Genomic DNA, 26840 nt, shown 5'->3' on the forward strand with positions numbered 1-26840 from the left:
TTGAGAGGTTGATTAAATCTCTTTACTCGAATATTTTTCCGGTAATTCTCCGTGCTTTACCCCTTCACTATTCTCAACATTGGATTGATATGACTACATTACACATAGCTGCTATTCGCAGCATAGCCGATTCTGTAATCATTTTTAAACGTGGCGAGGCCTTACACCGTAACGGGGCGTTTAGGGAAATTAATGGCAACAATGCTCCTGGTCACTACACCTATGAGGTGGATGGAAATTACGGTGATTACCGTACAGAAATCATTTTAAACAATGGTATCAAGGCTCAATGCGATTGCCCATATCCAGGCAGTGGCTGCAAACATATTATCGCAATTCTCCTTGAATTATTTGACAGGCAAGAAAGAAAAAAGCGAGGGGATGAAGAAGCCAACGAGCAAGTAATAGAAAAGGAATATCTTACCTATGAAGAGATAAAAGCACAGGCCCTGGAAGATCGTCTTCGAAAAAGCCGCAATGAGGAGTTTGCGCTCACTGCAGGTGATATGATCAAGGGAGATCACCTGGTGACAACAAAGCGGGGCAAGCAGTACCAAGTCACCCTGCATGATCCTGCTGGCGGTCACGGACACTGCTCTTGCCCTGATTTCCTCACCAATAAACTGGGGACCTGTAAACATGTCATTTTCGTGAGTGAATTCTTTCAGGCAAAAAAGGCCTTTACCAAAACAGTGGAAAAGGAACGCTTTCCATACATTGATATCTTTTGGGATAGCGCTAACGGCCGAATACGTCTTTTCCATGAGCAGCAAACAGATCACATCGAACCTGAGCTTGCAGAACTTCTTTCCGAGATTTTCGATGCAAACAATCTCTTTGCTCAACCCTCGACAGCAGACTTCATTCCGTACCTTGAGCAACTGGAACACTATAAACAGGTCCGTATCCAGGAACCTGTTATGCACAAGCTCGCGCTTAGTGCGCTGGAAACTGAGCTGGAAACTGCTGCCGCCCACAATACCATTCGCCCTTCAGATTATCTTAAGGTGGCACCCTATCCATACCAGGAACAGGGCATATCATTTGGTCTCTATAAAAAAGCGGTATTAATAGGCGATGAGATGGGCCTCGGTAAAACACTGCAGGCCATAGGACTCGGTGTTCTCAAAAAGGAGATTTTTGGTTTCCAGAACATTCTGGTTGTAACGCTCAGTTCGCTGAAACAACAGTGGCAGCGGGAAATAGAGCGTTTCAGCAATGAAAAGGGGTGTATAATTAATGGTTCTGCCAAGCAGCGAAAAGAACAGTACCGAAACGACACAAGTCTCTTCAAAATTACCAATTACGAAGCAGTGCTCCGTGATGTAACCATAATCTCTCGTCTCAAACCGGATCTGATTATCCTTGACGAAGCACAGCGTATTAAGAACTTTGAGACCAAAACGGCTGAAGCCGTAAAAAGCCTGCCTCGTCAGCACGCAATCATTTTGACCGGTACCCCACTAGAAAACAAGCTGGAAGATGTTTATTCACTGGTGCAGTTCCTTGATCCCAACCTTTTAAGCCCCCTGTGGCAATTTGCCGCTGAACACTTTTTCTTAAACCCCAAGAAAAGGGGGGATATTCTCGGCTACACCAATCTCAATAAACTCCATGACAAACTACAGCCATTGGTTATCCGGCGCCGTAAGGAAGACGTGCTTGATGAACTTCCCGAGCTGATAGTTAATGAGTATTTTATCGACCTCTACCAAGAGCAGGCAGAAATCCATGCCGGCTATTCTCAAACCCTTCTCCCTATACTAAACAAGAAGTTTCTCACGCCCATGGACCTGCGACGCATACAGGTGCTGCTCCTGAAAATGCGCCAGGTATGCAACTCAACCTACCTGATAGACAGAGAGACCAATCTCTCGCCAAAACTTGACGAATTAGGGAACATCCTTGAAGAGCTGATCCAAAAAAATGGACGCAAGGTGGTTATTTTCAGTGAATGGACAACAATGACGATGCTCATTGGCAAAGATCTTTCCCGCCGATCCATTCCTTTCGTCGAATTATCCGGCAAGGTACCCGTGAAAAAGCGCCAAGCCCTCATTGATGAGTTCAGTACCAACCCAGACTGCAAGGTGTTCCTCTCCACCGATTCCGGAGGAACCGGTCTAAACTTACAGGCCGCAGATTGCGTGATCAATTTTGAGTTGCCATGGAATCCGGCAAAAATGAACCAACGAATCGGCAGGATTAACCGGATCGGCCAAAAAGCGAAATGTATCAACGTCATTAATCTTATTGCCAAATACAGCATTGAAGAACGTATCATGGCAGGGATTAAGCTGAAAGGAGAGCTGTTTAACGGTGTTTTTGATGGTGGTGAAGATGAGGTGATGTTTTCCCGTGAAAAACGACAGGAAATGGTCGATCAGCTGCGAAAAATGATCGGCGAAGAGGTTGAAGAAACAACAATGGTGAGTGCCCCCTTACCTGCCGAAGAACTGGCCGAAGACACCCCTCACTTTCTTAACCCGGAAGTACTCAAAGAAGACGTTGATTATGTGGGAGAGGAAAACGAGGCAGAGTTGGAAATGTGCACTGCAGAGGAAAAGCCAGAATCCAGGCAGGAGGCACAGCCTCAGGAGCAGATGGAAGAGGTACTCAACCAGGGCATGGGATTTATCAGTGGACTTTTAGAAATGGCCACAGGGCAAAAACTTTCCACCGCCAAAGACAGCGATAAAATGGTGACCCTGGATAAAGAAACAGGTGAGGTTACCCTCAAATTTACCCTGCCTGGTTTTACCAAGAATGGATAAGCAGGGGACGGGATTCGGGAGACAGATCGGAGTCTTCGCTTACCTAAATTTCTCAGTACTTAGGCAGGGGACTGATCGAAGTCTACGCTATCTTTTTTTCATGGTTTTTTATGAAAATTAGATAGCGAAGACTTCGATCAGTCTCCCGGTTTTAAAAGAGAAACAAAATCAGTCTTCTGTCTGTTTCGGTAGATAATTGGCTGAGTTTTGTACGTACTCAGATTCAAAATAGTAATCGTTCATAGCACCCAATTTTCACCCACGATCCGTCCACTACAGGGTGGATAAGCGAAGCGCATCCACGCGGAATCCTCTGAGGGTTAGCAACCTTGGTATTTTCGTCAAACTGCGGCCTCTGGTAAACGATCACCCAATATAATGGATTAATTCCACCCTGCCCCGATTAACGTAAAAAAATGTAAAATATGAAAAAAGTAACAATTTATACTGATGGTGGTTGTTTGGGCAATCCCGGCCCCGGTGGATACGGCTGTGTACTCTTATATGGCGAACATCGCAAAGAACTATCAGGTGGCTTCAAATTAACAACCAACAATAGAATGGAACTCTTAGCCTGTATTAAGGCACTGGAGGCATTAAAGTTCGAGTGTAACGTGACTGTTTACAGTGATTCCCAATATGTTGTGGACAGTATTGAAAATGGCTGGGCCATAAAATGGAAAAGGAATGGATGGAAAAGAAATAAAAAAGATAAAGCTGAAAATCCTGATTTATGGGAATGCCTCCTTGACTTATGTGAAAAGCACAACGTTAAATTCGAATGGGTAAAAGGGCATTCCGGAAACACCGAGAATGATAGATGTGATACATTGGCAAAAGCAGCTTTCAGTAGCGACGATCTCTTTGAAGACAAAAAATATACAGAATCTATTTCCGATAAAAACAAAAATACAAATCTGCCTTTATTCCAATAGTTCAGCGAATAGCAAATTGGCCAATAATGGAAAAAGCTGTATGAGTGCAGGGCAAAATGAAAATTAGTAAGGACTGGAATTTTGATGAAATCATAGACCGGAGTAATACCGGTTCCGTGAAATGGGAACCCGATATTTTACAAGCGAAATTTGGTAGGGGCAGAGAACATTTGCTTGCCATGTGGGTGGCGGATATGGATTTTAAATGTCCGACTGTTGTTCGCACTGCCATGGAGAAACGTCTGGCGCACCAGATATACGGGTATACCACGCTTGATCCAGGATACTACCAAGCAGTGATATCGTGGTTTCAGCGAAAACATGGCTGGAAAATCAACCAGAAATCCATCCTCACAAGTCCGGGAATTGTCCCTGCAACCAACTATGTTATCCAGAGGTTTTCCAATCCTGGTGATAAAATTTTACTGCAGTCCCCGGTTTATTATCCCTTTGCTGCCGGCATCAGAGCCAATGGTCGGCGAATTTGCGATAATCCTCTGCAAATTGTTGATGGCTGTTACCGGATGGACTTCCAGGATCTGGAAAAAAAAGCTGCCGACCCGAGAGTGAAAGTGGCCATTTTATGCAGCCCGCACAATCCGGTAGGCAGGGTGTGGTCGGCCGCGGAACTGGAACAGTTCGGCCGGATATGTATCAAACACAATGTTCTTATCTTTGCCGATGAGATTCACTGCGACCTCATTATGCCCGGCTATAAGCATACCAGCTTCCAGACGTTGTCTGAAGAATTCGCATTCCATTCCATTGCAGCCAATGCTGCCAGTAAAACCTTTAACCTGGCTGGGCTCTCACAATCCAATTTGATCATTCCAAACCAACACATCCGGGATGATTTTTCCATTTATTACGAAACGCTCGGGATTGGACCGGGCGGCACAGGCACTCTGTTCGGAGCCATTGCTACCCAGGCAGCCTACAACGAGGCAGAACCCTGGCTGGATGACCTGCTTGTATATCTTCATGCTAACTACACCTACCTGAAAAAACGTCTAGAGGAAGAAATCCCGGGAATCCGCGTGCATGCCCTTGAAGGAACGTATCTCGTTTGGGTAGACTTCAACGGCTTAGGTTGTTCACCAGAAAAGGTTTCCCACATTATCGAAGAAAAAGCTGGACTAGCGCTTGATCATGGAGATTGGTTCGGAGAGAATGGAGCTGGATTTGAACGATTTAATATCGCTTGCCCAAGGTCGGTACTGGAAAAAGCCCTTGATTCACTTGTGCGGGCATTCAATTAACCGGCATGGCCATACAACACCTCTCACCTGAGCGCGCTGTGATATATGTGTATATTTGTATTCTTTTTATGGGATTATTAATACTTAAGCCAGCAGCAGCATGATGCGGCCGCTGGCTATACTCTCTTAGGAGTTATTTCAGAACAGCTCCCTAGTTAAAAAACCCCTCGAGTACGTTCTTCCCGATCACAGTACCGCTCTCTTGCTGCAAATGGGCAGCCTTCAGTGTTTCCGCACTGATTTTCCCAAGATTATTGGTCACCGTGGAAATCAGCATACCATCGTCAATAAGCTCTGATACTCGGTTCAGCAATGCATGCTGTTTTTCGATATCATCGGTTTGGAACATCGAGCGGGTAAACATGAATTCCCAGCTAATGGTCAGGGCTTTTTGTTTACCCAATGTAATATCCAAAGAAAGAGGATCATCAATCAGCGCGATATGGCCACGAGGCTTTATAAGCTCGATGATGGCTGAATAATGCTGGTCTGTCGCAGTAAGCGAGGCAACATAGCGAGGTTGAAGGCCTAAAGCCTTCATTTGATCGACAAGTGACTCACGATGGTTGATCACATGATCCGCTCCCATTTTTGTGACCCACTCAGAGGTTTCTGGACGAGATGCGGTGGCGACAACGGTCAGGCCAGTGAGTTTTTTAGCCAGTTGAATCAAAATCGACCCAACCCCGCCTGCGCCACCAATAATCAGCAGACTCTCGCCTTTTCCTTCCCCTTCTTTAATCCTCAGGGCGTCAAACAACAGTTCCCAAGCAGTAATAGAAGTCAGCGGCAAACCGGCTGCTTCGGCGAAGCCAAGGGATTTCGGTTTTTTCCCAACGATTCGCTCATCAACGGCATGCAGCTCGGAATTTGTACCCGGCCGGGTGAGATCTCCAGCGTAAAAAACTTCATCACCCACTTTAAATTTGCTGACTTCGCTCCCTATTTGCCGAACAACGCCGGCAGCATCGTAACCAATCACCTTGGGACCTTTTTCGGGCGCCATATTGGTACGTACTTTCACATCTACAGGATTGACCCCAATTCCCCTGACTTCGACCAGCAGATCACGTGCCCCGACCTCCGGTGTTTCTGCTTCAAATTCGATCAATGCATCCGACGCGGTGATTGGCCCATTCTTGATGTATCCAATTGCTTTCATATGTTCTCTCTCTTCGTTTATGCCCAACAAGCTCTTATCAAAGGTAACCGCAAAATCCTTGCACGATGATTACACGTCACATATCACGATTATCCATTACCTGGTGAAGCGTTACTCAACTCACATACGAGCAACTATAGTCATCGCTTGCCGACAAGTAAAATTAGTTGCCTGCATTAAAACACTTAACAATACAAAGAGCCCCCCATTCCATCTAACTTGACCATGATCCCTGAAGAGAGGTAGCATTACACATTTGAAAGTGCCTTTTATAATGGAGGAGCACCTCATGCTCAGCGTCGATTGACATTACAAGACCGGACATGGTTGATAATGGCGCTGAGATAGCCAAAAAACTGTTGGGCCTCACTATCTGTTGGATTAGTTTTCTGCCGTTCTTCATACTTCATAAACAGCTGGATCAAAACCTGTTCATGCTCCTCTTGCTCTAACTCGCCAAGTATTTCCCATAGATTATTTGCGTCCATACCATCCCCCTTCTTGAAAAACTTTCATAACTTTTACCGTTCCAGTGATGTCAACACCATACACTAAAAGTTTGTTGAAAAATATTGGCAAAAAAAATCCGCCTTTTCATATGAACGAGACGGTTGAAGGCGGACCTCGATCATCGGCTTCCAAGATGTGGTACAGCATCGTATAATCCTATTGTACATCAAAATGTAATCTTACATTACCTCCCAAAAGAGTGTTTTAGTCTTGATCATTTCATACTTCCTCTGTGTAGGATGATCGCAGAACGGCCAACACATACAATTAATTGGTGGTTCGAAATGTGTACACACACCTCTTCCGTCCCCTGATCCATCCAACCATGGGGTAAGGTGATTCTTTTTTCTGATGAGTAACATTATGAAGATGATTTTTACGGAGGCGTTAGCGGCTATTATTGAGATGGGTATAGTCTTTTCGTACCAATTCCAAGGGAAGCGAAACACCATAACCTACTAACTCAAATTGGAGAATTCTCCAACTCCATGAGAAGCATTACAAAATAATATTCGTTATTTTGAAAGAATTGAGGGGTAAAAATTAGCTAATTGAGTATAAAAAAAGAGCATATTTGTAATTGTTAACAAAGTGAGTGCCCGCTAATATTTTTCCATTGAGGCACTCTCATAATTATATGTGAACCTTGAGACTCATCTGGCTCCCATTGTTCAAACACTTCCGAAAAGTGAGGTTCGTTGTCCTGTTTTCCGACAAAGATAATAAATTCCATAATTTCGGAAAAAAGATCCCCTCCCTCCCCTCGAGACTTCTTCACGCAAAACAAGCTAATACTATGAAGTAACAAGGAAAAACATCTTATTTTTCACTCGGCACATATTATGCTAGAGCACAATAGATACAAGATGACTGGGTGCCATTTTTTGAATTCCGGTTTTTCGCTATGATAAAAAGTGGACATGTTGCCCCTGTCCAAGGTATCCAACCAATATTCTGAATACGTAGCGGGATGTTTCAATTATTCCGAAAAACAAAATAACGAGTTAAGTCAAAAATAAAGGTTGATTTAAAAAGCTAAACCGATGGCCCCCAAAACGGGACTACCTCTTAATATGGAATTGTTAGATATGAAAAAAGTATGTGTAAGTTTTGGTAACGGATGCCCTCGAAGTTTACAAGATGCGACACTAATAGTTAAATATTTTCGAATGAATGGGTGGGAAATAACTACAAAGTTTCAACACGCAGATATTGTCGTTTTATTTGGATGTGCTTTCACCCAAAAGTACGAAAATGAGACTCTTGCGCTGCTAAAAGCAGTAAACAAAAAAATGAAAAAAGGTAATAAACTTATCCTGAGCGGTTGTATTTCCGGCATAAACCCTGAAAGAGCAGTTGAAGCCTTTAATGTCATTGCTTTGAAACGTAAACAGTTTAATCAGCTAGATGACATCATTAATGCGAAGAAAAAAATTAACGAAATCCCCCTGCCAAATGATTTCAGTGAATACCAAGAGGATCTTTTTAATAGTTTCTCTGCTTTCGATAAGTTTCTTGTTGAACAGGATCTGCAGTCATTAAGAACGTCGGCTAACAAAATATTCCACACCCTCAAAAATAAAGGCTTTTCTTCTCTGAAAAATAAATTCAAAAAAGTGGTAGTCCATGGACCACAAGAGGAAAGTATTTCCTACAAAGGGGAGGCTATCTATAATATACGAGTTGCAACGGGTTGCCTGGACGAATGTAGTTATTGTGCTATCAGATTTTACTGTGGTTCTGTGAAATCTGTTCCCTTAACAGAACTTCTAAAAATCTTTGATGAAGGGCTAGCTAATGGGTATACATTATTTCGTTTGTTGGGAGAGGATGTGGGGTGCTGGGGACAAGATATCGGAACAGATATTACGGAACTCTTGAGTGAAATGATGAAAAGAGATGCTACTTTTCGCCTTATTATCGATGATTTTAGCCCAAGATGGTTGAATCAATACTTTCCGGTATTATCAGAGCTTATCACTAGAAATAAATCTAAATTCGAATACATAGGGATACCTGTCCAATCGGGAAGTGATAAAATTCTGAAATCAATGAAAAGATTGTACAAAGCTAACGAAGCGTTAGAATGTATTAGTTCTATTCATGCAAAGGTTCCTGAGTTGAAACTTGGCTGCCATATACTTATCGGTTTTCCCGGCGAGGAAGAGACAGATTTTGAGGATACAATTAATTTTGTGAATGCGGCAGGATTGAGTAATATTATTGTCTACTCATATTCTGACAGACCTCATACAAAAGCATCGTTATTGACAGACAAAATCACAGATAAAGTAATTCAAGATCGAATGCGACGTGCTAAAGCTGCCATAGCAAAGCTTAATCAATAAAACTAAATCAAAAAAATGGCTCATCAGGTAAATGTGTCCTCTATAAAAAGGACATAGAGCAAGACTTTTTTGCTGGTGAATCAAACAACAAGGTGGTCCACTTTATTCCGCCAGTCCATCGATTGGGTCGGTCGTCAACTGTGGATACCAAATTATTCATGCCGTAAGCAGTTTTTCGTAATATTTTCTTTCAAAGCCAACTGGCGAAAAGAGACCTCGGCCTCTTTTGCTTTCTTTATCTACTACGACAATTTAATAGGGTAATAAAAAAACAGACATCTTCTTCAATAATGAGACACCAGCCTATACGACAAAAGTTCCCCAAAAGCTATCTTGCCAATATTATCAGGGATGATCATCTTCGTCACTACACCAACTCTGATATCGGGTTTGAGTTATTATTTTAAGGTGATTAAATGCGACTGACACTATTAATAATGTTCACATTATCGATATTAACACCAGAGATAAAAGCAACCACATTTCATCGTTTACCCGGCCAGCTAAAGCAAATGCAAACCTGCACCGGAGCCACCTACTATGTTTCCAACAATGGTAGCGATGCTGCTGACGGTTTAACTCCCGGCACTGCTTGGAAGACTATAAGTAAAGTAAATAGTTCTTCTTTCCTCTCACCTGGAGATTGCGTACTGTTCAACCGTGGTCACACCTGGAATGAACAGTTAGTCATCCCATCTAGCGGTAATATTGCAGGTGGTTACATTACTTTTGGCGTCTATGGCTCAGGCGCTAAACCTTTACTTGATGGTTCCGGAGTCAATTTAGCAAAACATGCGGGCCTGATACAATCATCAGGTAAAAGCTATATCATCATAGATGGCTTGCGCGTGCAAGATGTCGGGTATGTGATTCCCGGTGGTGACTCTGCTGACGGCAATGAGAACCATGGTATCAACTTTGCAATCGGAACAAGCCACGGGATAATAAAAAATTGCGAGGTTAGCAATACCGAAGCTGCCGGAATACGTGCCCACGGATCAAAGAATATAGTGATCGCCGCAAACGAAGTGGAATTGGCATGTGTAAGGAGCAAAAGTGAAAGTATATCTATCTCCGGCCGCTCGCATGACATCGAAGTGATGTATAATAAGGTTCATAACAACGGAGCCACCGGTCCTGGATACGGTGGTTCTGGTATAGACATAAAGGGTGGCTCATACAACGGTAAGATTCATCACAATGAAATTTACAACCTACACAGTGTAAATGGGATCTACGCTGATGCCTGGAATAAGTTGACTACCAATATTGAAATATACAACAACTATGTTCATGACTTCACCGATGGTGGCACAGGTATCCAGACAAGCTCTGAGCAAGGCGGCACTCTTGATAACGTGCTTGTACATCACAATATTATTGAAAATATAAGGACGGGTTTAATGATACACCCAGGTCGTGCAGGAAAAGCCGACCCTATTCAGAACATATACGTTTATAACAACACAGTTGTAAACTGTGGTCCTGCTTCGCCTGCTTCGGAAGGCGGATATTTTATACGGAACCCTGACGCCTCTAATGTCAATATAAAGAATAATATTTTTAGCCAAAACGTTGGTTATCAGGTTGGCTTTTCTACAACGAGCATGACAATTCCAGATAGGGCCGGCTACAACATCGAGAATAATGTCATGCATGGAACTATCAACACACCGAATGTATCTAGTGTGGATGGAGTTGCAGGTAACAACGCAATACTTTCTGACCCACTCTTTATCAGCGCGAGCGATTTTCACTTGCAAACTGGCTCACCCGCTGAGAATACGGGAAAGGCCTCAGTCTGGCAAGGAATACCAAATATAACAGACTATGACGGGAAGGCTATAACCGACGAAAATGGAAACATTGTAACTCCTGATGGAACAGTTAACTGCGGGGCTTACGAATAACAGAAAGAGGTGGGCCCGAAAATTTGAACAAACCTTTTGTAAAGGGCCTGCTACCTATTTATAAGCTATGGGTACAAAAACGGAGCAAAGAGAGAAAAAACATTGAAATGTTCTATAATTTTGCATTGTCTTTATTTTGTTGTTGACTCCTTCAGGGCCCACGCGGATAGACTGTCCACATCAAAACAGGTCAATATTCCTTCAAAATGCCTTTACATAGTCTTCTCAAATTTCAACAACTTGTCTATACCAAAGCTTCTAGCCATCTCTATCCAACGCCACAGTTGTCATTCAACTACATTGCTCATGTAGCTATTGATCAAGCCCGACTTAATCCCAAATGTTTGAAAACATCAACAATAGTCAGGAACATGAGAAGGTTGAGCACATACCTTACTAAGGACTTGGTGTATTTGAAGTGAAGATGGGCAAAACCAATCTCTACTCGACGGATCGTTTCGCACTTGGGATTGTTTTCAGGACTCCAGAGCATCTACCGTTATCTCGACTAGGAGAACACCTAAACTGAAAGTGGCGGCTGATCTTCAAAATACCTCTTTTTTCATTTGGCCATAAAAAGAATTATGGGACCAATAAGGGTGGCACGTTATATATAAATACATGTCATATATCTTTGATTAAAGAGACACAATAAATTTGAGGAGCACGCTGTTACTACGGTAATCATTCGCCTCTATATCTGAGTCTCGAGTTTCATAAATGTAGCTTAGCCTTGCCGTCATCCACTCTTTCAAATTAAATTGGATAGATGGGGTAATTTGAAAATAATCATCGTTTCGGTCATCCCGATCTCCTCCCTGGTAATCTCTCCTGCCAACACGAGCAACCAGGCCAGCCAAAATTTTAGATGTAATGTTCTGGCGATAACCGAGCCTCAAGAAATTATTCCGTGTATAGCCGTAGTTATTACTATCAGATACAAATATGTTACTGGCACCTAAGAGCGTTAAGGAAGTTTTTTCGGTGATATTATATTGAATTCTAAGGTCCCCTGCAGGTTCGCTTGCATCCTCAGCATCTTCTGCATCACGTGATCTATGAACGTAACCTAAGCGTGCGCGGAGGCTCGTTTTCCCCGATGGTCGCCATTGCATACCCGCATAAAGGTTATACTGATCAGCATCGTTTTCTGTTGCCGTATCAAAGGATAACCGAACGTATTCACCGTTGAGAAAAACAGAAGTTTTCGGTGAGTATTGATAGTTTAAATACAGGGCACCAGCATTATCAGTACGGTCACGGAAAGCTCTTTCCGGTCGTTCATAGTCCAGGTAAAAATTAGAATAGACACCTTCGACGGAAAGCTTTGGGTTGAAATCGTAATCAGCCGAGAGAATCAGCACGTTGGAGTTATATGTCTGCAGGACACCATCGAGGGAACCGTCTGACCGGAAAGTATCAAACGAGTAGATATACTTGTCAATCAACTCAAAAGTTAAATCATCAGAGAGTGCATAGGAAATCATTCCTTCAGCGGTATGATTAGTGGTGTCATTTTGGCCCTCCGAAGAGTAGCTGATTATATCGGCCTCGTACAGCGCGTAGGCCTGAAATTTCTTTTGGATATTACTTGGCTGAAACTCAAAAGCCAAGCCGCCAGGGGCGGTGTTTGATGGGTCGATGTTAAGCACAATCTCTTTGCTTCGAGGCGTTGCAACCCAAAGCCCAGGTGAGATTGTTGTATAAAAGTCCTCCTTCTCATTGTCTTTGGTATTGAAAATGTTGTCTGAATATCCTCCCTCTACCGATAGAAAAGGGTGAATGTATCCAGTGGCAGCGTTAAAGGTTTGTTGAATGGTATCATTTATTGATAATTCTTGTACCTGGACAGTATCATTTGTCGCAGGTGGCAGCTCAGATTCGCTTTGAGCATGATGGGGAAAGATTACCATAGAGCAGACTGTCGCCAGCAGTGTAACCTTCGCGGTGCAGCTACGAGTAGAATCAATTTGTTTGGAGTTACTAATCTTCTTCATCAAAATTTTCACCATAACCTTTTCATAATCATTGAGGTATCGGTATCGTTTTTGATACAGTCCTTCCCCAGCGTCTACAGCTCTTCGTTAAACTTATTGAGAAAACGATTGCCAAGCCCTACCCCTCCTCTCACTCATGGTACAATGGCAATATAAAATTGTCTCCTGCTCTCCTTCATCAAAAATTTCCTGACCGTTGAGAACGCATTGGGTGTTGCTTTGTTACGACAACAAATGCTACATCATCAAATCGCCGGCATCAAGTACCAACCCAGGGGGTACTTTTTGTACGCGCGCCTTTGAGCTAACCTTTCTATATCACTCCAAGATAGTCAACAACTCTCTCAGAGTAAATTTTGACAGCTTCATTACCCAATAGCAATAGAATTGTAGTGGCAAAACATTTCTGTCGGTAGCCCCGCTGGGCACTCCGACACTGTGGGAGCCGATGAATATACTGTACCCCCTTCAAGCAACAAACAACAAGAATGACACAGCTGAACTTGTCAAGATATAGCCTATCCAACTAAAATATCAACAAATATGTAACCTTGAAAGGTGAAGGGGGAGCAGGATTGGAAAAAGGCGCTATTTGATAAAGAGCTCAAGCACCCAGTCATTATTACCAAACCGACAACAACCAATCAAAACGAACCGGTGCAGGTTTAATTCCCTAATTCCCAAGCAAGGATTTGAATTACTAGGGCGACAGTTGGATTACCAAGACAGCCATCGGATTACCAAGACCTCCTTTGGATTACCAGGAAACAGGATCAGAATTTTTTGCTGTTTCTGTTAATTAACCATAATAACAAGATAAATAAACTTTTTAAATATCTGGCACGCCCTCTGCTTATATGATGCCAATTGTAAAAAATAGTCCACCGGGAATCCAGGAAGGAAGATTTTTCTACCAACAGTTTCACGTTCCCAACACAGTAATACTTACATTGCATAAAAAAAAATGAAGAAAAAAACACTGCTTTTCCTCTCTATGTTATTTTTCGTCCCGGCCATTTCAACAGGGGCCGAACAGTACAGCCTGGATGTACAATTTGCCTTTAGCGCACCTAGCTATTCGACAAAACAGCTGCGCGGCTATCGACTTTATATGGATGGAAAACAAGTCTGCACAACAACCAATGCCAGCAGTTCCAGAATAACCTGCAATGTCAGCTCCGAAGAAAGTACAGGCTATTTAACCCTCACAGCCTACTACTCCGATAATTCTGAGAGTCCGCCATCGCCTTCTTTTCCTTTTACCTTTGGCACAACTTCTGGAACGTCAACTGACCCAGATACTTCCACACCAAAGCCGCCAATTGCTGTGGCGTCTACCTCAACAGCAGCGGGCAATGCACCGCTCACTGTAAGCTTTAACGGGAAGTCTTCAACGGATTCCGACTCATCTATAGTAAGTTATAGCTGGACATTTGGTGACGGCTCGCAAGCTAACGGTGCTACCCCATCCCACACCTATACAACGGCTGGCACTTATTATGCTAAGCTTACGGTTGTCGACAGCCAGGGCCTCTCTTCCAGTGCAACGACCCCTATTATCGTGGCCCAAGCCCCCTCTAGTGGCGGTGGCGGTACAACTGACCCAGGCACTGGCGATGGTGACACGACAGACCCTGGCACAACTCCTCCATCAAACAATTTAGACTTCGAAGTGGGCAGCCTGAGCATTAATCATAATTGGGTGAGAGTACTTTATAAAAACAGTTACAATCAGCCGATTGTTGTTGCCGGGCCTCCAACTGTTAATGGTTCGGCTCCATCTGTAGTAAGAATCCGCAATGTGGACCAGAAAGGCTTTGAAATACGCGTTCAGGAATGGGATTACCTGGACGGCTATCATTCCAAGGAAACTGTAAGCTATATGGTTATAGAAAAAGGTACATACACACTGGGCAACGGAATAAAGATGGAGGCCGGAAGTTTTAATGGCTCCAAATCACTTAAACAGGTGTCCCTGCAGCAGACATATGATCTCACCCCTGTCATTATGACCCAAGTTATGACTGAGACTGAAAAGGATGCGGTGACAAACAGGCTGAGTAGTATCAATAAAAATTCTTTCCAACACAAACTCCAGGAACAGGAAAAAAACCAGACTGCTCATGCTGCCGTTGAAACCATCGGTTACATCGCTTTTGAACCTGGAATGGTGCAAGTGAATGGCCTCATGTTTGAAACGGCCCTGGTACCCAATAATGTCAACCACAACTGGCTCAGCTTAAATTACAAAGCTGATTTTTCATCTAAGCCCTTCTTCTTTGCGGGTATGCAAACCACTTATGGTGGTGACACCGCAGCGGCGAGGATTAGAAGTACATCACAAACAGGCACCCAGATAAAGGTTGAAGAGGAACTGTCGAAAGATACCGAAATAACACACGGAAAAGAAGTCATGGGCTACTTTACTATCGGTGCAGCAAACTGAGGCAGTGGCGCCTATAAAACAAGAAACAACTAAAGACAATCAAATTTCTTCAAACACATCTAAAGTGCTTTGCTAAAATAGGACACGGAGACATCTCATGAAAGCTTTAACTATGGGAATTTTAGGAATATTTCTTTCCGCAACAGCTACATTTGCTGCGACTTGCACGGAGCAATTTTCCTGGATACCAAATACTGGCGCAGATATAAAAGGATATAAAATCCATTATGGCTTAACAAGTGGCGGCCCATATACAGGTTCGGTGGATGTTGGTAACCCAACCCCTGTTAATGGACGCATGATAGCGGTCGTGCCAAGTCTTACTTGTGGTAAAAATTATTATTTTGTCGCAACCTCCTACGATAAGACAGGTACGAAAAGTAATTATTCAAATCAGGTGAAGCTGTCGGTCACTGCACCTGATTCAAGTGGTAGCAACGCGTCATATCCGCTTATAATAAATGTTGCTTCGGATTAGATCCTTTTGGATTCGCAGAGGAAAAAAAAATGTCTTTAAAAAATTTCAAGCAGATAAAAAAAACAATAGTAATAAATTTTTTATTTCTAACCTTTTTTTGCCATGTCCCATTTTCAACACTCCATGCGCAACCGGGATACCCCAAAGACCTCCAGCCGCGAGGTAATGGCAACACCTACTTTGTTGCCAAAAACGGCAATAACAATTCCAGTGGTTTAACCGCTGCTTCTGCATGGGCGACTATCAGTAAAGTGAACAAGTCTCGTTTTTCGCCTGGTGATCGTATTTTGTTCAAACGTGGTGACACGTGGAAAGAGCAGCTAGTAATCCCGAGCAGCGGTTCGGCGAGTGGTGGCAGTATCACCTTTGGGGCATACGGAACGGGAAATAAACCTGTCATTGATGGTGCTGGTGTTAATCTATCAAGAAACCATGGACTGATTAGGGGCAGCGGAAAAAATTATATCATCATAGAAGACATTCGAGTGCAAAATGCTGGGATTGGTAAAGCCGCTGAGAATACAGGTATTGGGTTCTATGGTGGTTCGTATATCACAGTACGAAACTGTGAAGCATACAACACAGAATCGTCGGGACTGAAGTTTAATACATCATCCCATATAACGGTAGATGGAAATGAGATTTCTAAAGCCTGCAGGAATAGTAGGAGTGAAAGTCTCTCTTTGTCAGTTATAGATACCTTTGAGGTCATGAATAATACTGTCTACGATGGGGGTACTGCTGCAGGAGGCGGGGCCGGAATAGATGCTAAAGACGGCTCCCACGACGGCAGCATACATCACAATGAGGTGTATGGCATCAATGGCGCTAACGCTATATATGTAGATGCTTATGGCAGGTATACTTACAACATTGAAATTTACGCTAATTATATACATGACACAGATGGTGCAGGTTTTCAGATAGGCTCTGAATCTGGAGGGTTGCTCAAAAACGTATCCGTTCACCATAACGTCGTGCATAATGCCTTAAGAGGAGCGATAGCGTTTCATAATAAATATCCTGCCTCAGGAGCAGTGCAAGATATTTTTATATACAACAATACCTTTTACCAAAACGGAACAAATGGTACCGGACAGTATGGTAATATTAGAGTATGGGATCAATTGATTGATAATCTAGTGATCAAAAACAATATTATGGGCCAAAATCATAACTTCCATGTCGGTATACACACGGCTACTGGCCCAGCACCATCAAAATACACAGTCGGTCACAATGTCCTTTCTGGAACCCAGAAAAATGCCGGAGGGTTTGCCGCTGTTGATGGGAGTAATTCCATAAAATCCGACCCCCTCTTCGTTAACAGTAGTGCTGATAATTTTCGCCTCCAGTCTGGTTCACCAGCGAAAAAGGCATGTGATAATTCAGTGTGGCAGGGAACTCCAAATATAACGGACTATGATGGCGTAGCTTTAACAGACGAAAAGGGAGCTATTGTCGCCTCTGTCGGAAAAGTGAGCTGTGGGGCGTATCAATAGACGTGGGACTCTTACTCCCCCCTTCCGGGGGGACCTCTTTTGGTCATTCAATTTTCCTCCGTCTGAGTAAACTCACTCAAACGGAGGAAAATGCTTTTCGGAAATACCTTATCCAACCCTTTCCAGAAACCAAGAATACCGCCATCTATAGCTAGCTGTGCTGAATGTCTCACCCCGTGAGCTTTGATGCGCAACGACAGCCAAGATCAACTTTACTCAAACTTTCCAGCCATCTTTAATGGCTAAAAAATCTTCTCTTCCTAGCTCAGTAGCACCAATAATACACTGCTTGACAGCATCGCTTCAGATGCTAAATATACACCGTCGGCCCATATATACTCATACCCTTTACTTTCCACCTTTCGCACTCTTACACCATTCCACAACGACTGATTGTTGATGTTAACAACAAGCCCTTTGCGGGAGTACCAAGAAGAACCTGCAAGGTTTCTTGAAAGTCATCTGTTGATATACCCCAGAAATAAAGCCAGGGGAGCCGAATTGCCTACCACTCTTATCACAATTTTCGAACTCTGATTTTAACCTAACCTATTCAGGCTTGAATCTCTCGCTCAGGCAAATAGCCATTAAGAACTACTTGTTAGCACACTTGCTTATGTCTCACCCAATCACCACTTTCGATCATATAAGGCTATTGCCCTGAGTTTCAATTCGGTGAACCTCCTCCAAGAGGCTGTTGAAAAAAACATTTGATCAAAACTGGCTTAGCAGAATGACAGTGTGATGATCTTTTCCGTAATTTATAGGATAGTTGCGCTATTGTAACTGAATCCTTACGCGGTAGGTGAGCATCTACCTAAAACAACTCTATTTGGCAGGTTCGTCAGGTAGAGACAGTCACCCAAGTGGCAGAGATCTGCGTGAAATGGGTATTTATGAAACACTTTAAGCAATTGGAAGACAAAATCTGTCGCCACAAACAGACACGCCTAGATTTAAAGCTGGATTAAGAGATAATTCTAGATTTAAATTACCATTCGTCTTCATCAATTTACGAACTTACGAAGCCTCAAATAGGTAATGAAGTTCTGCCCAGAAATGAACGATTCCAGAATCGTTTTTCCGGGAACTGAATTGCGCATGGTGGACGAAATGGTATTGATTTTAACTCTCATAGATCCTGAGTCCAGAACCAATAGGGACAATGGTTACGTTGGGAAAGCCACTCTTTGTATCGGTCCCAAAATCATATGTTATAGATTTTTCACACACACGAATAGCTAGTGAATGTGTAAACGACGAAAATCATGTTGCTAAAAGAAGACACAGCTGCCCTTATGATAGGTTTTACTACAGGAATTTTTCCTTCTGCCGAGAATGTCTCGAAAACTTCGAACTGTGAAAGCCGAGGGGCACCTGTTTTCGAAAACACATTGTTATGCCGGTTGGATAGCCACAAGAGGCTCTTCATTTCTGCCGTTTCAGTTTACGAGGCTCAGCATGGCGCACGTATGATTCGTACCTGATGAGTTGTCATAGAAAATAGCTGTTATTTAAAGCATCCATTTCAAGAGCAATAATTGCAAAATTCGCAAGGCGTCATGTTTAATAACTCTTAGGTTCAACAGGCTTTGCCGGGAGACAACAGCTTGCCGGTTCCTGAAAAATAAAGAAACCTACAGTTTCGTGGGCCGCTCAAACTCACGACAGGAAGGCTTCAGTGAACAACGTAAACAGCTGAGGTCACACGAAGTGTGAATCTAAGATCATGCAGCATAGACACCTAAGTGCCAGAGAACATCGCTCTATAGCAAACTCTTAAAACACCTTGGAGAAATTTTCCATGACCTTGAATTGTGCAAGTAATTACCTTTCTTGCGCATTAAATACCCAACAGCATGTGTGCTATCGCCAATCATTTTGGCAAATGATAAAAATCTATAGGGTTAAGACCCGATCTCTGAATTCAGGCACCATATGTCACTAGGTTCCTTGAACGTTCGGCATCACGGCAGCGCAAGAAAAAATGATTTCTTCTCGTTTTACTTAGCGAAAAGCCGCAGATAGGCTTGTTTGTAATTGTTGTTAGAGCACTGGCTCCTTCTGTCTTCAGGGTTATTTCTAGGCCCATGCCTTAACATGCCTTCATCATACTTAAACACTTTAAGTTAGGAGATTAAGCACTAGTATCAATGTGTACCTTTATTTATCATTCCTGCTAAGATAACTTGCTATGAAATAAATGATGTTGATTAGTATGCGGTTGAAAATCTCTGGCATAGATTTTTTTATTCACGGATCGCATTGTGAAATGCGTAAAATAAAAACTGTGTTTCTAAAAGAAAACAAGGCTGCACCTCGCCAACCATTTTAATGGCTGAATTTTATATTATTTACCAATGCAATACTTTCATTTGCTGCGCATTGCACGGGGCACCCCTCTTGACATCTAGATAATGGAACAAATTATGCATACTAAATTTATTGTATCATGGTTTAACAAATGGTGTCACATTCACGTTCAGTGAATGAATGTTGGTACTCAGGTCGCCTACCCCCTCTTAATGGGCGCATGGTAAAGGCAGTGGCGACTCCGGTTTGTGATAAATATTATTGGTGCAACCTCCTGCAGGAATAGGGGGGCAAAAAGTAATTATTCAAATCAGGTAAACCTGTTAGTAATTACAACAGGTTCAAGTGGTGGCGATAAGCCATACCCGGATATAAATACTACTTCGGATTAGATCCTCTTGGATCTGCAAAGGAGCAAAAAATGCCTTTAAAAAATTTTAAACAGATGAAAAAATCAATAATCACATTTTTTTTATTTCTAATCTTTTTGTGTCATGCCCCATATTCTATACTTTATGCTAAACCGGGACCTCCGACAAATCTCCAGCCACTAAGTGTTGGTAAGACATACTTCATCTCCAAAAGTGGTAATAATAATGCTAATGGTTTAACCCCTGCTACTGCGTGGGCAACTATAAGCAAAGTAAATAATTCTCGCTTTTCGCCTGGTGATCGTATTTTGTTCAAACGTGGTGGCACTTGGAAGGAGCGGTTATTAATTCCGAGCAGCGGATCAGCTAGTGGCGGTAGTATCACGTTTGGGGCATACGGAACAGGAAATAAACCTGTCATTGATGGTACGGGTGTTAACCTACCAAGAAATCATGGACTTATTAGGGGGCTCTCGAAAAACTATATCATCATAGAAAATATTCGAGTGCAAAATTCAGGGATTGGTAAAGCTGCCGAAAATTCAGGGATTGGGTTCTATGGTGGTTCGTACATCACGGTACGAAACTGTGAGGTATACAACACAGAATCTGCGGGAATTAAATTTAATGCATCATCACATGTAACGATAGATAGTAATGAGGTTTCTGAGGCCTGTCAGAATAGTAAAAGCGAGAGTGTTTCTTTAGCAATCGTAAATACATTCGAGGTCAAGAATAACACTGTCCATGATAACGGTGGCAGTGCAGGCGGTGGTGCTGGGATTGATGCCAAAGACGGTTCGCACGACGGCACAATACATCACAACACAGTGTATGGTATTAATGGTGCTAACGCTATATATGTGGATGCATATGGCAGATACACTTACAACATTGAGATTTACGCTAATCATATACACAATACAGACGGAGCAGGCTTTCAGATAGGCTCTGAATCCGGCGGGTTGCTCAAAAATATATCTGTTCACCACAACATCGTGCATAATGCCCTCAAAGGGGCGATGGCGTTCCATAATGTATATCCTGCTTCCGGGGCGGTGCAAGATATTTTTATATACAATAACACATTCTACCAAAACGGAAAAAATGGTGTCGGGCAATATGGTAATATTAGGATTTGGGATGAATTGATTAATAATCTAGTGATCAAAAACAATATTATGGGGCAAAACTATAATTTCCATATAGGTATACATCTCAATACTAACCTAGCACCATCAAAATACACAGTCGGTTACAATGTTCTTTTTGGAACTCAGAAAAATAACGGCGGGTTTACCGCTATTGATGGTAGTAATACTATAAAGTCTGATCCCCTCTTCGTTAATAGCAGTGCTGGTAATTTTCGCCTGCAGTCTGGTTCACCAGCGAAAAAGGCATGTGATAATTCAGTATGGCGGGGAACTCCAAATATAACAGACTATGATGGCATAGCTTTAACAGACGAAAACGGAGCTATTGTTGCCTCTGGTGGAAAAGTGAGCTGCGGAGCGTATCAATAATAGTGGCGCTTTTACTCCTCTCTTCCAGGGAATTTTTATATCTCATGGCTAGGCGGGTTTTCTCCGTTTGAGTTAATTTACTCAAACGGAGAAAAATGCCAATACATGCTGGCCCATTATGCCATGATGCTCTAGTTTATAGTATTCTGGTGAGCCCACATACATAGGTTGCTTGAGCCCTCACCAGAGCAGGATTTAAAATATGACGTTCCATGACGTTCCATCGCATTCCCATTTGAAGTAATCCAGATTGTTTTCAAGATCACCTGTCACAGACACTAATAAAACAAGAGACTTCATGGAAAAGGTGAGAGCAAATCAGAATACACCGTCAATAATTTTTTGTTATGCTCACCCAAGGAATAGTCCTTTTCCAGCTTTTCCCTCGCAGCCTTGCCCATTTGGAAGCGAAGCGTTGAACTTTCCACAAGAATGGTCATCTTCCTTGTCAGTTCTTGAACATTCCCCATTTCGAAAAGAAGACCCGTCTTTTCATCTTCAACCTGTTCCGGAATTCCACCTATCCTGCTACCGATAACAGGCTTGCCAAAGGCCATGGACTCAAGCACCACCATCGAACAATTCTCGTACCACTCCGATGGCACCACCACAAAAGCGGCATTGGTTATGATATCATGCAAGGTCTGACCACTCTGATAGCCGAGGTATTCAACGGTAGGATAATCTATTCGCAACTTATCTTCCAAAGGGCCGGTTCCAACTATCTTTAACGGCAGCTCTGCAGCAACGTTTTTATGGGCTTGAAGCAACGTTTCTATGCCTTTTTCTTTGGACAGCCGCCCAAAATACAGTGCATAGCCTTGATCGGAAAACGTAGCCTGGTACTTACCAGTATCTATCCCGTTGCGCAGCACTTGAATTTTATCTGTAGCTATGCGCTTGGCTGTCAAATCTGCTAAAAAACTGCTGGGAGAAAGAAAGCGATCAACCCCGTCGTAGCTCCTTTTCCATTTATGCCAATAAGCCTCTATCGACAACAGTAACCCTTGTAGATGTGAGTTCTGACAATTTAAAATAAAGGGTTTCCAAAAAGATTTCCCTTGGCAGGCATCACATATTTCACCATCTTTTAGTGCAATATAGCTGGGACAGATTAATTTGTAGTCATGCAAGGTTACTACAACTTTCATCCCATACTTTTTCAATAAAGGGATGATAGAAGGGGTAAGCTGGTGGTAAATATTGTGCAGATGAGCAATATCAGGTTTTTCCTGAATAATTAACTGTTCAAGTTTACTTACCGCCTCTGAACAATGAATAAAAGAAATTGCCTGCCCAATCTTGTCTTTCAAACTGACACTATGTTGAAAGTCAATTTTTTTAATGAAAAAATCAGAATACGGGGAGGCAATATTTCTCTCATCCTGCATAGAAAAGTCTATAACATGGTGACCTTTTGCAAGGAGAAATTCACGTTCCTGAAAAAAAACGGTTTCGGATCCGCCGTTTAGGTGGAAAAATTTATTGACGAGAAGAATTTTCATTGATTGATACTTAATTTTTCAGCTAACGAGGCAGTTTGCAGTAAATACAAATTCAGGCAAAATGCAGTAACGCATGGCAATTTTTTCCGTACTGTCCATGAATGGCGTTGTTTTCTCTTCACTCTCACCTGCGGATTTTTATCCGATGTTTTTGGCTGGTTTCAAGACCGCTGGTTACACAAATAAGGCTATATTGAGTTATGTGTATGTTTAGAGTCCACGCAAAGAGGATAGATAATCGTGTATTAAAACAACCCTGACAAATTGCTCTTAACGCCTATACTCCCCGCAAAAAATCGCATAAGCTAGCTTATCAGCATCACTACGCCGACTTCTCCCCTTCACTTTCGCGATTGACATGCAAAATATCAATGGGTGAACGCTCATCAATGGTTGTAACGAATCAATTTCTTTGAGATATAAGAGATTGGATTTTTTACACGGTTCATGTTAAGCAAAAAAGCCATCGTTAAATGTAGCGGGAAATAACACAAATAAAAAAGTAAAGAAAAAAGACCTGTTTTAGCATGAGTAAGCGGGTACCCTTCTTCCTTTATCAATTTTCCATTGATTTTTTCAGAAATGAAAATTTCTGTCCTGGACAATCTCTTTTGCCAATGATTCATTACCTCACGGCGTATACCTTTTTTTCCTTCATCAATTTCATTTGAGGACATCGATACATCCACGTTTAACATGCCGGTTTCAAACTCAACGTCTATAAAACTACAGAGTTTTTGGACTACAGGTTCAGAATTTTCTAATAATTGTTCGAAGTGTAGAGTATGAAATTTATTAAGAGGCAAATCTTTTTGTGCTCTTTTCCCAGCTTCAATTCCTTTTTTCCAGAGGAGTGATGTGGTGATAGGGTGATAGTTAAAAAATGTCCTTACAATTTCACGGAGAGGTTGTCGAATTTTTTTTGCAGCTTTCCATTTATTTTTTTGAGAAAGCAGTACTGCTCTGGGATCACGAACAATATTAATAAATTTTGCATTTGGGAATAATTTCAAAATATCTTCAGTATAAAAAATATGAGATGGTGTTTGGTCACCGCAAATATTTTTACCTTTCTTTTCTGCAGCATATTTAAATAAAAAGGCAATCAAAGAAGAAAATGTTTTACATTCTGCACAATGAGCAAAGATATTCTGAGCTTCATTTAAGTACTCTTGATATTCGTTTTTATAATTAATCCCTTTATATTCAACGGTCAGGAACAAGTTGATTAAATGTATTTTTTCCTCTTGATCAAGCTGAGCAAAAGATTTACGTTGCTCCTCGTATGACGTCAAAAAATGCGTTTCATTTAAGATATGTACCTGTGTATGTTTGCTTAAAACTCGTGCTAATAGCGTAGTGCCACTTCTGGAGTTGCCAACTATAAAAATTGGGGAGAAAGACATATTACTCCTTAACTTTTAGGGTTGTGTAACTACCCACCTATGCGTGCCCACCAAGGGGTAGCATTTTTTCTACTCGAAACTGATTAAGCATCAAATGAATATCCAAAAAGTTCAATTTCTTCTCTATATATCCTACTGATCAGGTCTCTAGTTTTAGAGTCATAAGCTTCCTGATAATTATCGACCCCCCCTTTAAGTTCATGCGGTAACTTGAGGGATTCAATTTTCATTAAATTACAAGCTTTTTCAAAATCATTAGCTAGATTTTCAAATCGTCCAATGTAATCAAGAGGAATATCTCCATTGTAGTTTTTTATCCAAAAAGTTTGAGCCCTTAAACATTTTTTGTACTTAAAACGCTCTAAAAAATCATAATAGCTTATCTCTCTGGATATTCTCATTTTTTTTAAATGAGAATCATCTCTCATTACATTCTTGTACCATGAATACGCCCGCGCCCAGGGATTACGCACTACAGTAAATTTAAAATAATCGGCGTATTGCTCCCTTGATACGGTATATCTGCTTCGCGGATTTGGTGAAGGTTTAATTTGTCTCCAAAATCGTTTTATAAATTCCTTACTATTTTCTTTGGATGCAAAACATCTTGAATTAATAGGTTCTAGCATTCTGATGCTTCTATGATCCTGTTTATTGTCTCCAGAATACTCTTCGAAATGCCCAAACGCTTTTTCTATACTCGTACCTGCGCACTTAGGGATGTGTATGAATATACACTTATGCTTATGCGAAATCATATTAATTACCTCCTCACCTTTTACCCCTGTATGGCCCATTTATTTTGACAATCGAACGGGACGTTAGTGATTAAATTGAAATGGCCTGCACCTTTTTGCGCCACATTCGTGTTTGAAGGAACGTATCCTTAAAAAAAATCGATGAGTTTAATTCGTTTCCAGCTATGTTCCGCTGAAAAAAAAAACGACATTGAAAGTGTTTCAATATAAATATTATATCGAGACGAAATACTCGAAGTGGAGGATTCATAGAAATTAATCAACTAAAAAATTGATCAAAGTTTGCTTCATAACTTCTTGTCATCGTAGACAACGTGAATCCCTTCAACAGGAAAGCCCTTGCCTTGCTCCCCATTTCCCGGGCTTTTTCCCGGTTTTTCGCGAGCCATGTCAAGTGGCTGGCTAGATCATCAATCTGCCCAAAGGTGTATAGAAAACCGGTTTCTCCATCTTTTATCTGCTCATCGGCACCACCACTTATTGCCATAACGAGTGGTTTTTCCATAGCCATGGTTTCCAAGGCAGCCATGGAAAAAGCCTCCGAACGTGAGGTAATAGCAATGCAATCACAAAGAGCTATATAGGGACGGACGTCTTGCTGGAAACCAGTAAAGGCAACATCATCCAGAAGGCCAAGTTGACCGGCAGCCTTTTCAATATTTCCTCGTTCAGGACCGTCTCCAATTAACAACCCTTTGATTTGGATACCATCCTTTTTTACCAGGGCTAATCCTTCCAGAAAATCTATATGGCGTTTTACAGGATTCATTCTGGCGCAGATGCCTACAACAAAGTCATCTTTAGAAAACTGCAAAGACTCTCGCAAACGATTTTTCTCTGGTAAAGTGAACCGAGCAGGATTAAAAAAGGCGGGGTCAATGCCGTTGTAAATGACGGTTGAGATAGATTTATGAATGCCATTGTTCAAGTACCAGTACTGGGCTTGGTTGTGACAGACAAAAATTACCTTATCGACACTGTTTATACATATCCTATAAATATATTTTTTTGCCTGTACCCACAAATTAGGCAGATGAATATTGTGGTGAATAACAGTGATAACCTTTGTTGAGATATTTCTAAATATAAGCCTGAGTAGGGAAGTATAGAGTAAAGGGTATTCCTCGACACATACAACGAGTTGAACACCATGAGTTGATATTATTTGATGAAGTTTCTTCAGGACACTGAAATCTAACTTTCCTTTTCGTGCAAAGCATTCACAGGTAAATAAATCTTTTGTTTCAAGGCTTGGTTTTAGATCCTCGACCTCAGCAAGGTATACCAGACCTACAGAATATTTTTCCCTATTTAATCGGTTGATCAGGTGGATAGTCTGGCGTTCAGCACCACCGACTTTCAAGGAATTCATAAAAAAAAGGATTTTGACTGGTTCCATAGTTCTGTTTACCCGTGCAATGTTTGTGCGGATGCGGGAGAATGTATGAAAAGTGGAGCTGAAAAAATCTTCTTGCTACATTCCATGGTTATAACCATCACTGCAAAGACTGCACAAACCGTAAGAAGAGAAAAAATAAAGATACAACCCATTGCAAGAAACAAATCTACCTGTGAAAGTAAGATAAGCTCAAATAAATCGTGAAGGTCTTATGCCTAACAGCAAACCTCCTCGTTGTTAATGC

16 protein-coding genes are annotated in these 26840 nt (G+C 41.9%); 9 read left to right on the forward strand and 7 right to left on the reverse strand.

All coding sequences use genetic code 11. From position 1 onward, the window contains the following. The first annotated feature begins 89 nt into the window (after positions 1–89). The 3 genes from ACHZCY_RS09690 to ACHZCY_RS09700 all read left to right on the forward strand — a co-directional run bounded on the left by ACHZCY_RS09690 (position 90) and on the right by ACHZCY_RS09700 (position 4968). Entirely contained in the window at positions 90–2774 is a 2685-nt protein-coding gene (locus ACHZCY_RS09690; RefSeq protein WP_319548753.1) for an SNF2-related protein, read from the forward strand. A gap of 425 nt (positions 2775–3199) precedes the next feature. Beyond that, entirely contained in the window at positions 3200–3709 is a 510-nt protein-coding gene (gene rnhA, locus ACHZCY_RS09695; RefSeq protein WP_319548754.1) for a ribonuclease HI, read from the forward strand. Between the two features lie 56 nt (positions 3710–3765). Beyond that, positions 3766–4968: a MalY/PatB family protein gene (locus tag ACHZCY_RS09700; RefSeq protein WP_319548755.1), complete on the forward strand. Its 1203-nt coding sequence runs from the start codon at positions 3766–3768 to the stop codon at positions 4966–4968. Positions 4969–5119: 151 nt separating this feature from the next. Here ACHZCY_RS09700 and ACHZCY_RS09705 read toward each other — a convergent pair whose 3' ends face one another. Further along, the gene (locus ACHZCY_RS09705) at positions 5120–6130 is read right to left on the reverse strand and encodes a zinc-binding alcohol dehydrogenase family protein (protein ID WP_319548756.1); all 1011 of its coding nucleotides are present in this window, start codon (positions 6128–6130) and stop codon (positions 5120–5122) included. Positions 6131–6423: 293 nt separating this feature from the next. Then, positions 6424–6618 carry a hypothetical protein gene (locus tag ACHZCY_RS09710; protein ID WP_319548757.1) on the reverse strand — a complete coding sequence of 65 codons (195 nt, stop codon included), beginning with the start codon at positions 6616–6618 and terminating at the stop codon, positions 6424–6426. A 1095-nt stretch (positions 6619–7713) separates the two neighbouring features. Between ACHZCY_RS09710 and ACHZCY_RS09715 the strand changes: the two genes are divergently transcribed. Together ACHZCY_RS09715 and ACHZCY_RS09720 are read left to right on the forward strand one after the other, a co-directional pair. After that, the gene (locus tag ACHZCY_RS09715; protein WP_319548758.1) at positions 7714–8988 is read left to right on the forward strand and encodes a radical SAM protein; all 1275 of its coding nucleotides are present in this window, start codon (positions 7714–7716) and stop codon (positions 8986–8988) included. 416 nt (positions 8989–9404) lie between these two features. Beyond that, a complete protein-coding gene (locus ACHZCY_RS09720) occupies positions 9405–10898 on the forward strand; it encodes a right-handed parallel beta-helix repeat-containing protein (RefSeq protein WP_319548759.1) in 1494 nt (497 codons plus the stop codon). 638 nt (positions 10899–11536) lie between these two features. On the opposite strand, the gene ACHZCY_RS09725 is transcribed toward ACHZCY_RS09720, so the two are convergent. Next, positions 11537–12910: an outer membrane beta-barrel protein gene (locus ACHZCY_RS09725; protein WP_319548760.1), complete on the reverse strand. Its 1374-nt coding sequence runs from the start codon at positions 12908–12910 to the stop codon at positions 11537–11539. A 949-nt stretch (positions 12911–13859) separates the two neighbouring features. On the opposite strand from ACHZCY_RS09725, the gene ACHZCY_RS09730 reads away from it, so the two are divergent. The 4 genes from ACHZCY_RS09730 (at position 13860) to ACHZCY_RS09745 (ending at position 21528) form a co-directional block, all read left to right on the forward strand. After that, complete coding sequence (locus ACHZCY_RS09730; protein WP_319548761.1) at positions 13860–15341, forward strand: PKD domain-containing protein; 1482 nt, start codon at positions 13860–13862, stop codon at positions 15339–15341. A gap of 97 nt (positions 15342–15438) precedes the next feature. Continuing rightward, a complete protein-coding gene (locus ACHZCY_RS09735) occupies positions 15439–15819 on the forward strand; it encodes a hypothetical protein (protein WP_319548762.1) in 381 nt (126 codons plus the stop codon). 29 nt (positions 15820–15848) lie between these two features. Further along, positions 15849–17321 carry a right-handed parallel beta-helix repeat-containing protein gene (locus tag ACHZCY_RS09740; protein WP_319548763.1) on the forward strand — a complete coding sequence of 491 codons (1473 nt, stop codon included), beginning with the start codon at positions 15849–15851 and terminating at the stop codon, positions 17319–17321. Between the two features lie 2734 nt (positions 17322–20055). Beyond that, positions 20056–21528 (forward strand): right-handed parallel beta-helix repeat-containing protein, encoded by a 1473-nt coding sequence (locus ACHZCY_RS09745; protein WP_319548764.1) that lies wholly within the window; start codon positions 20056–20058, stop codon positions 21526–21528. A 296-nt stretch (positions 21529–21824) separates the two neighbouring features. Here ACHZCY_RS09745 and ACHZCY_RS09750 read toward each other — a convergent pair whose 3' ends face one another. The 4 genes from ACHZCY_RS09750 to ACHZCY_RS09765 form a co-directional block, all read right to left on the reverse strand. Then, positions 21825–23033 (reverse strand): glycosyltransferase family 4 protein, encoded by a 1209-nt coding sequence (locus ACHZCY_RS09750; RefSeq protein ID WP_319548765.1) that lies wholly within the window; start codon positions 23031–23033, stop codon positions 21825–21827. Between the two features lie 386 nt (positions 23034–23419). Then, on the reverse strand, positions 23420–24439 hold the full coding sequence (locus ACHZCY_RS09755) for a sulfotransferase family protein (protein WP_319548766.1): 1020 nt from the start codon (positions 24437–24439) through the stop codon (positions 23420–23422). 83 nt (positions 24440–24522) lie between these two features. After that, entirely contained in the window at positions 24523–25197 is a 675-nt protein-coding gene (locus ACHZCY_RS09760; RefSeq protein ID WP_319548767.1) for a sulfotransferase family 2 domain-containing protein, read from the reverse strand. Positions 25198–25456: 259 nt separating this feature from the next. Next, positions 25457–26596 (reverse strand): glycosyltransferase family 4 protein, encoded by a 1140-nt coding sequence (locus tag ACHZCY_RS09765; RefSeq protein WP_319548768.1) that lies wholly within the window; start codon positions 26594–26596, stop codon positions 25457–25459. Positions 26597–26840: the final 244 nt, after the last annotated feature.

Source organism: Desulfogranum marinum (assembly GCF_963675105.2).
Classification (GTDB): Bacteria; Desulfobacterota; Desulfobulbia; order Desulfobulbales; family Desulfobulbaceae; genus Desulfogranum; species Desulfogranum marinum.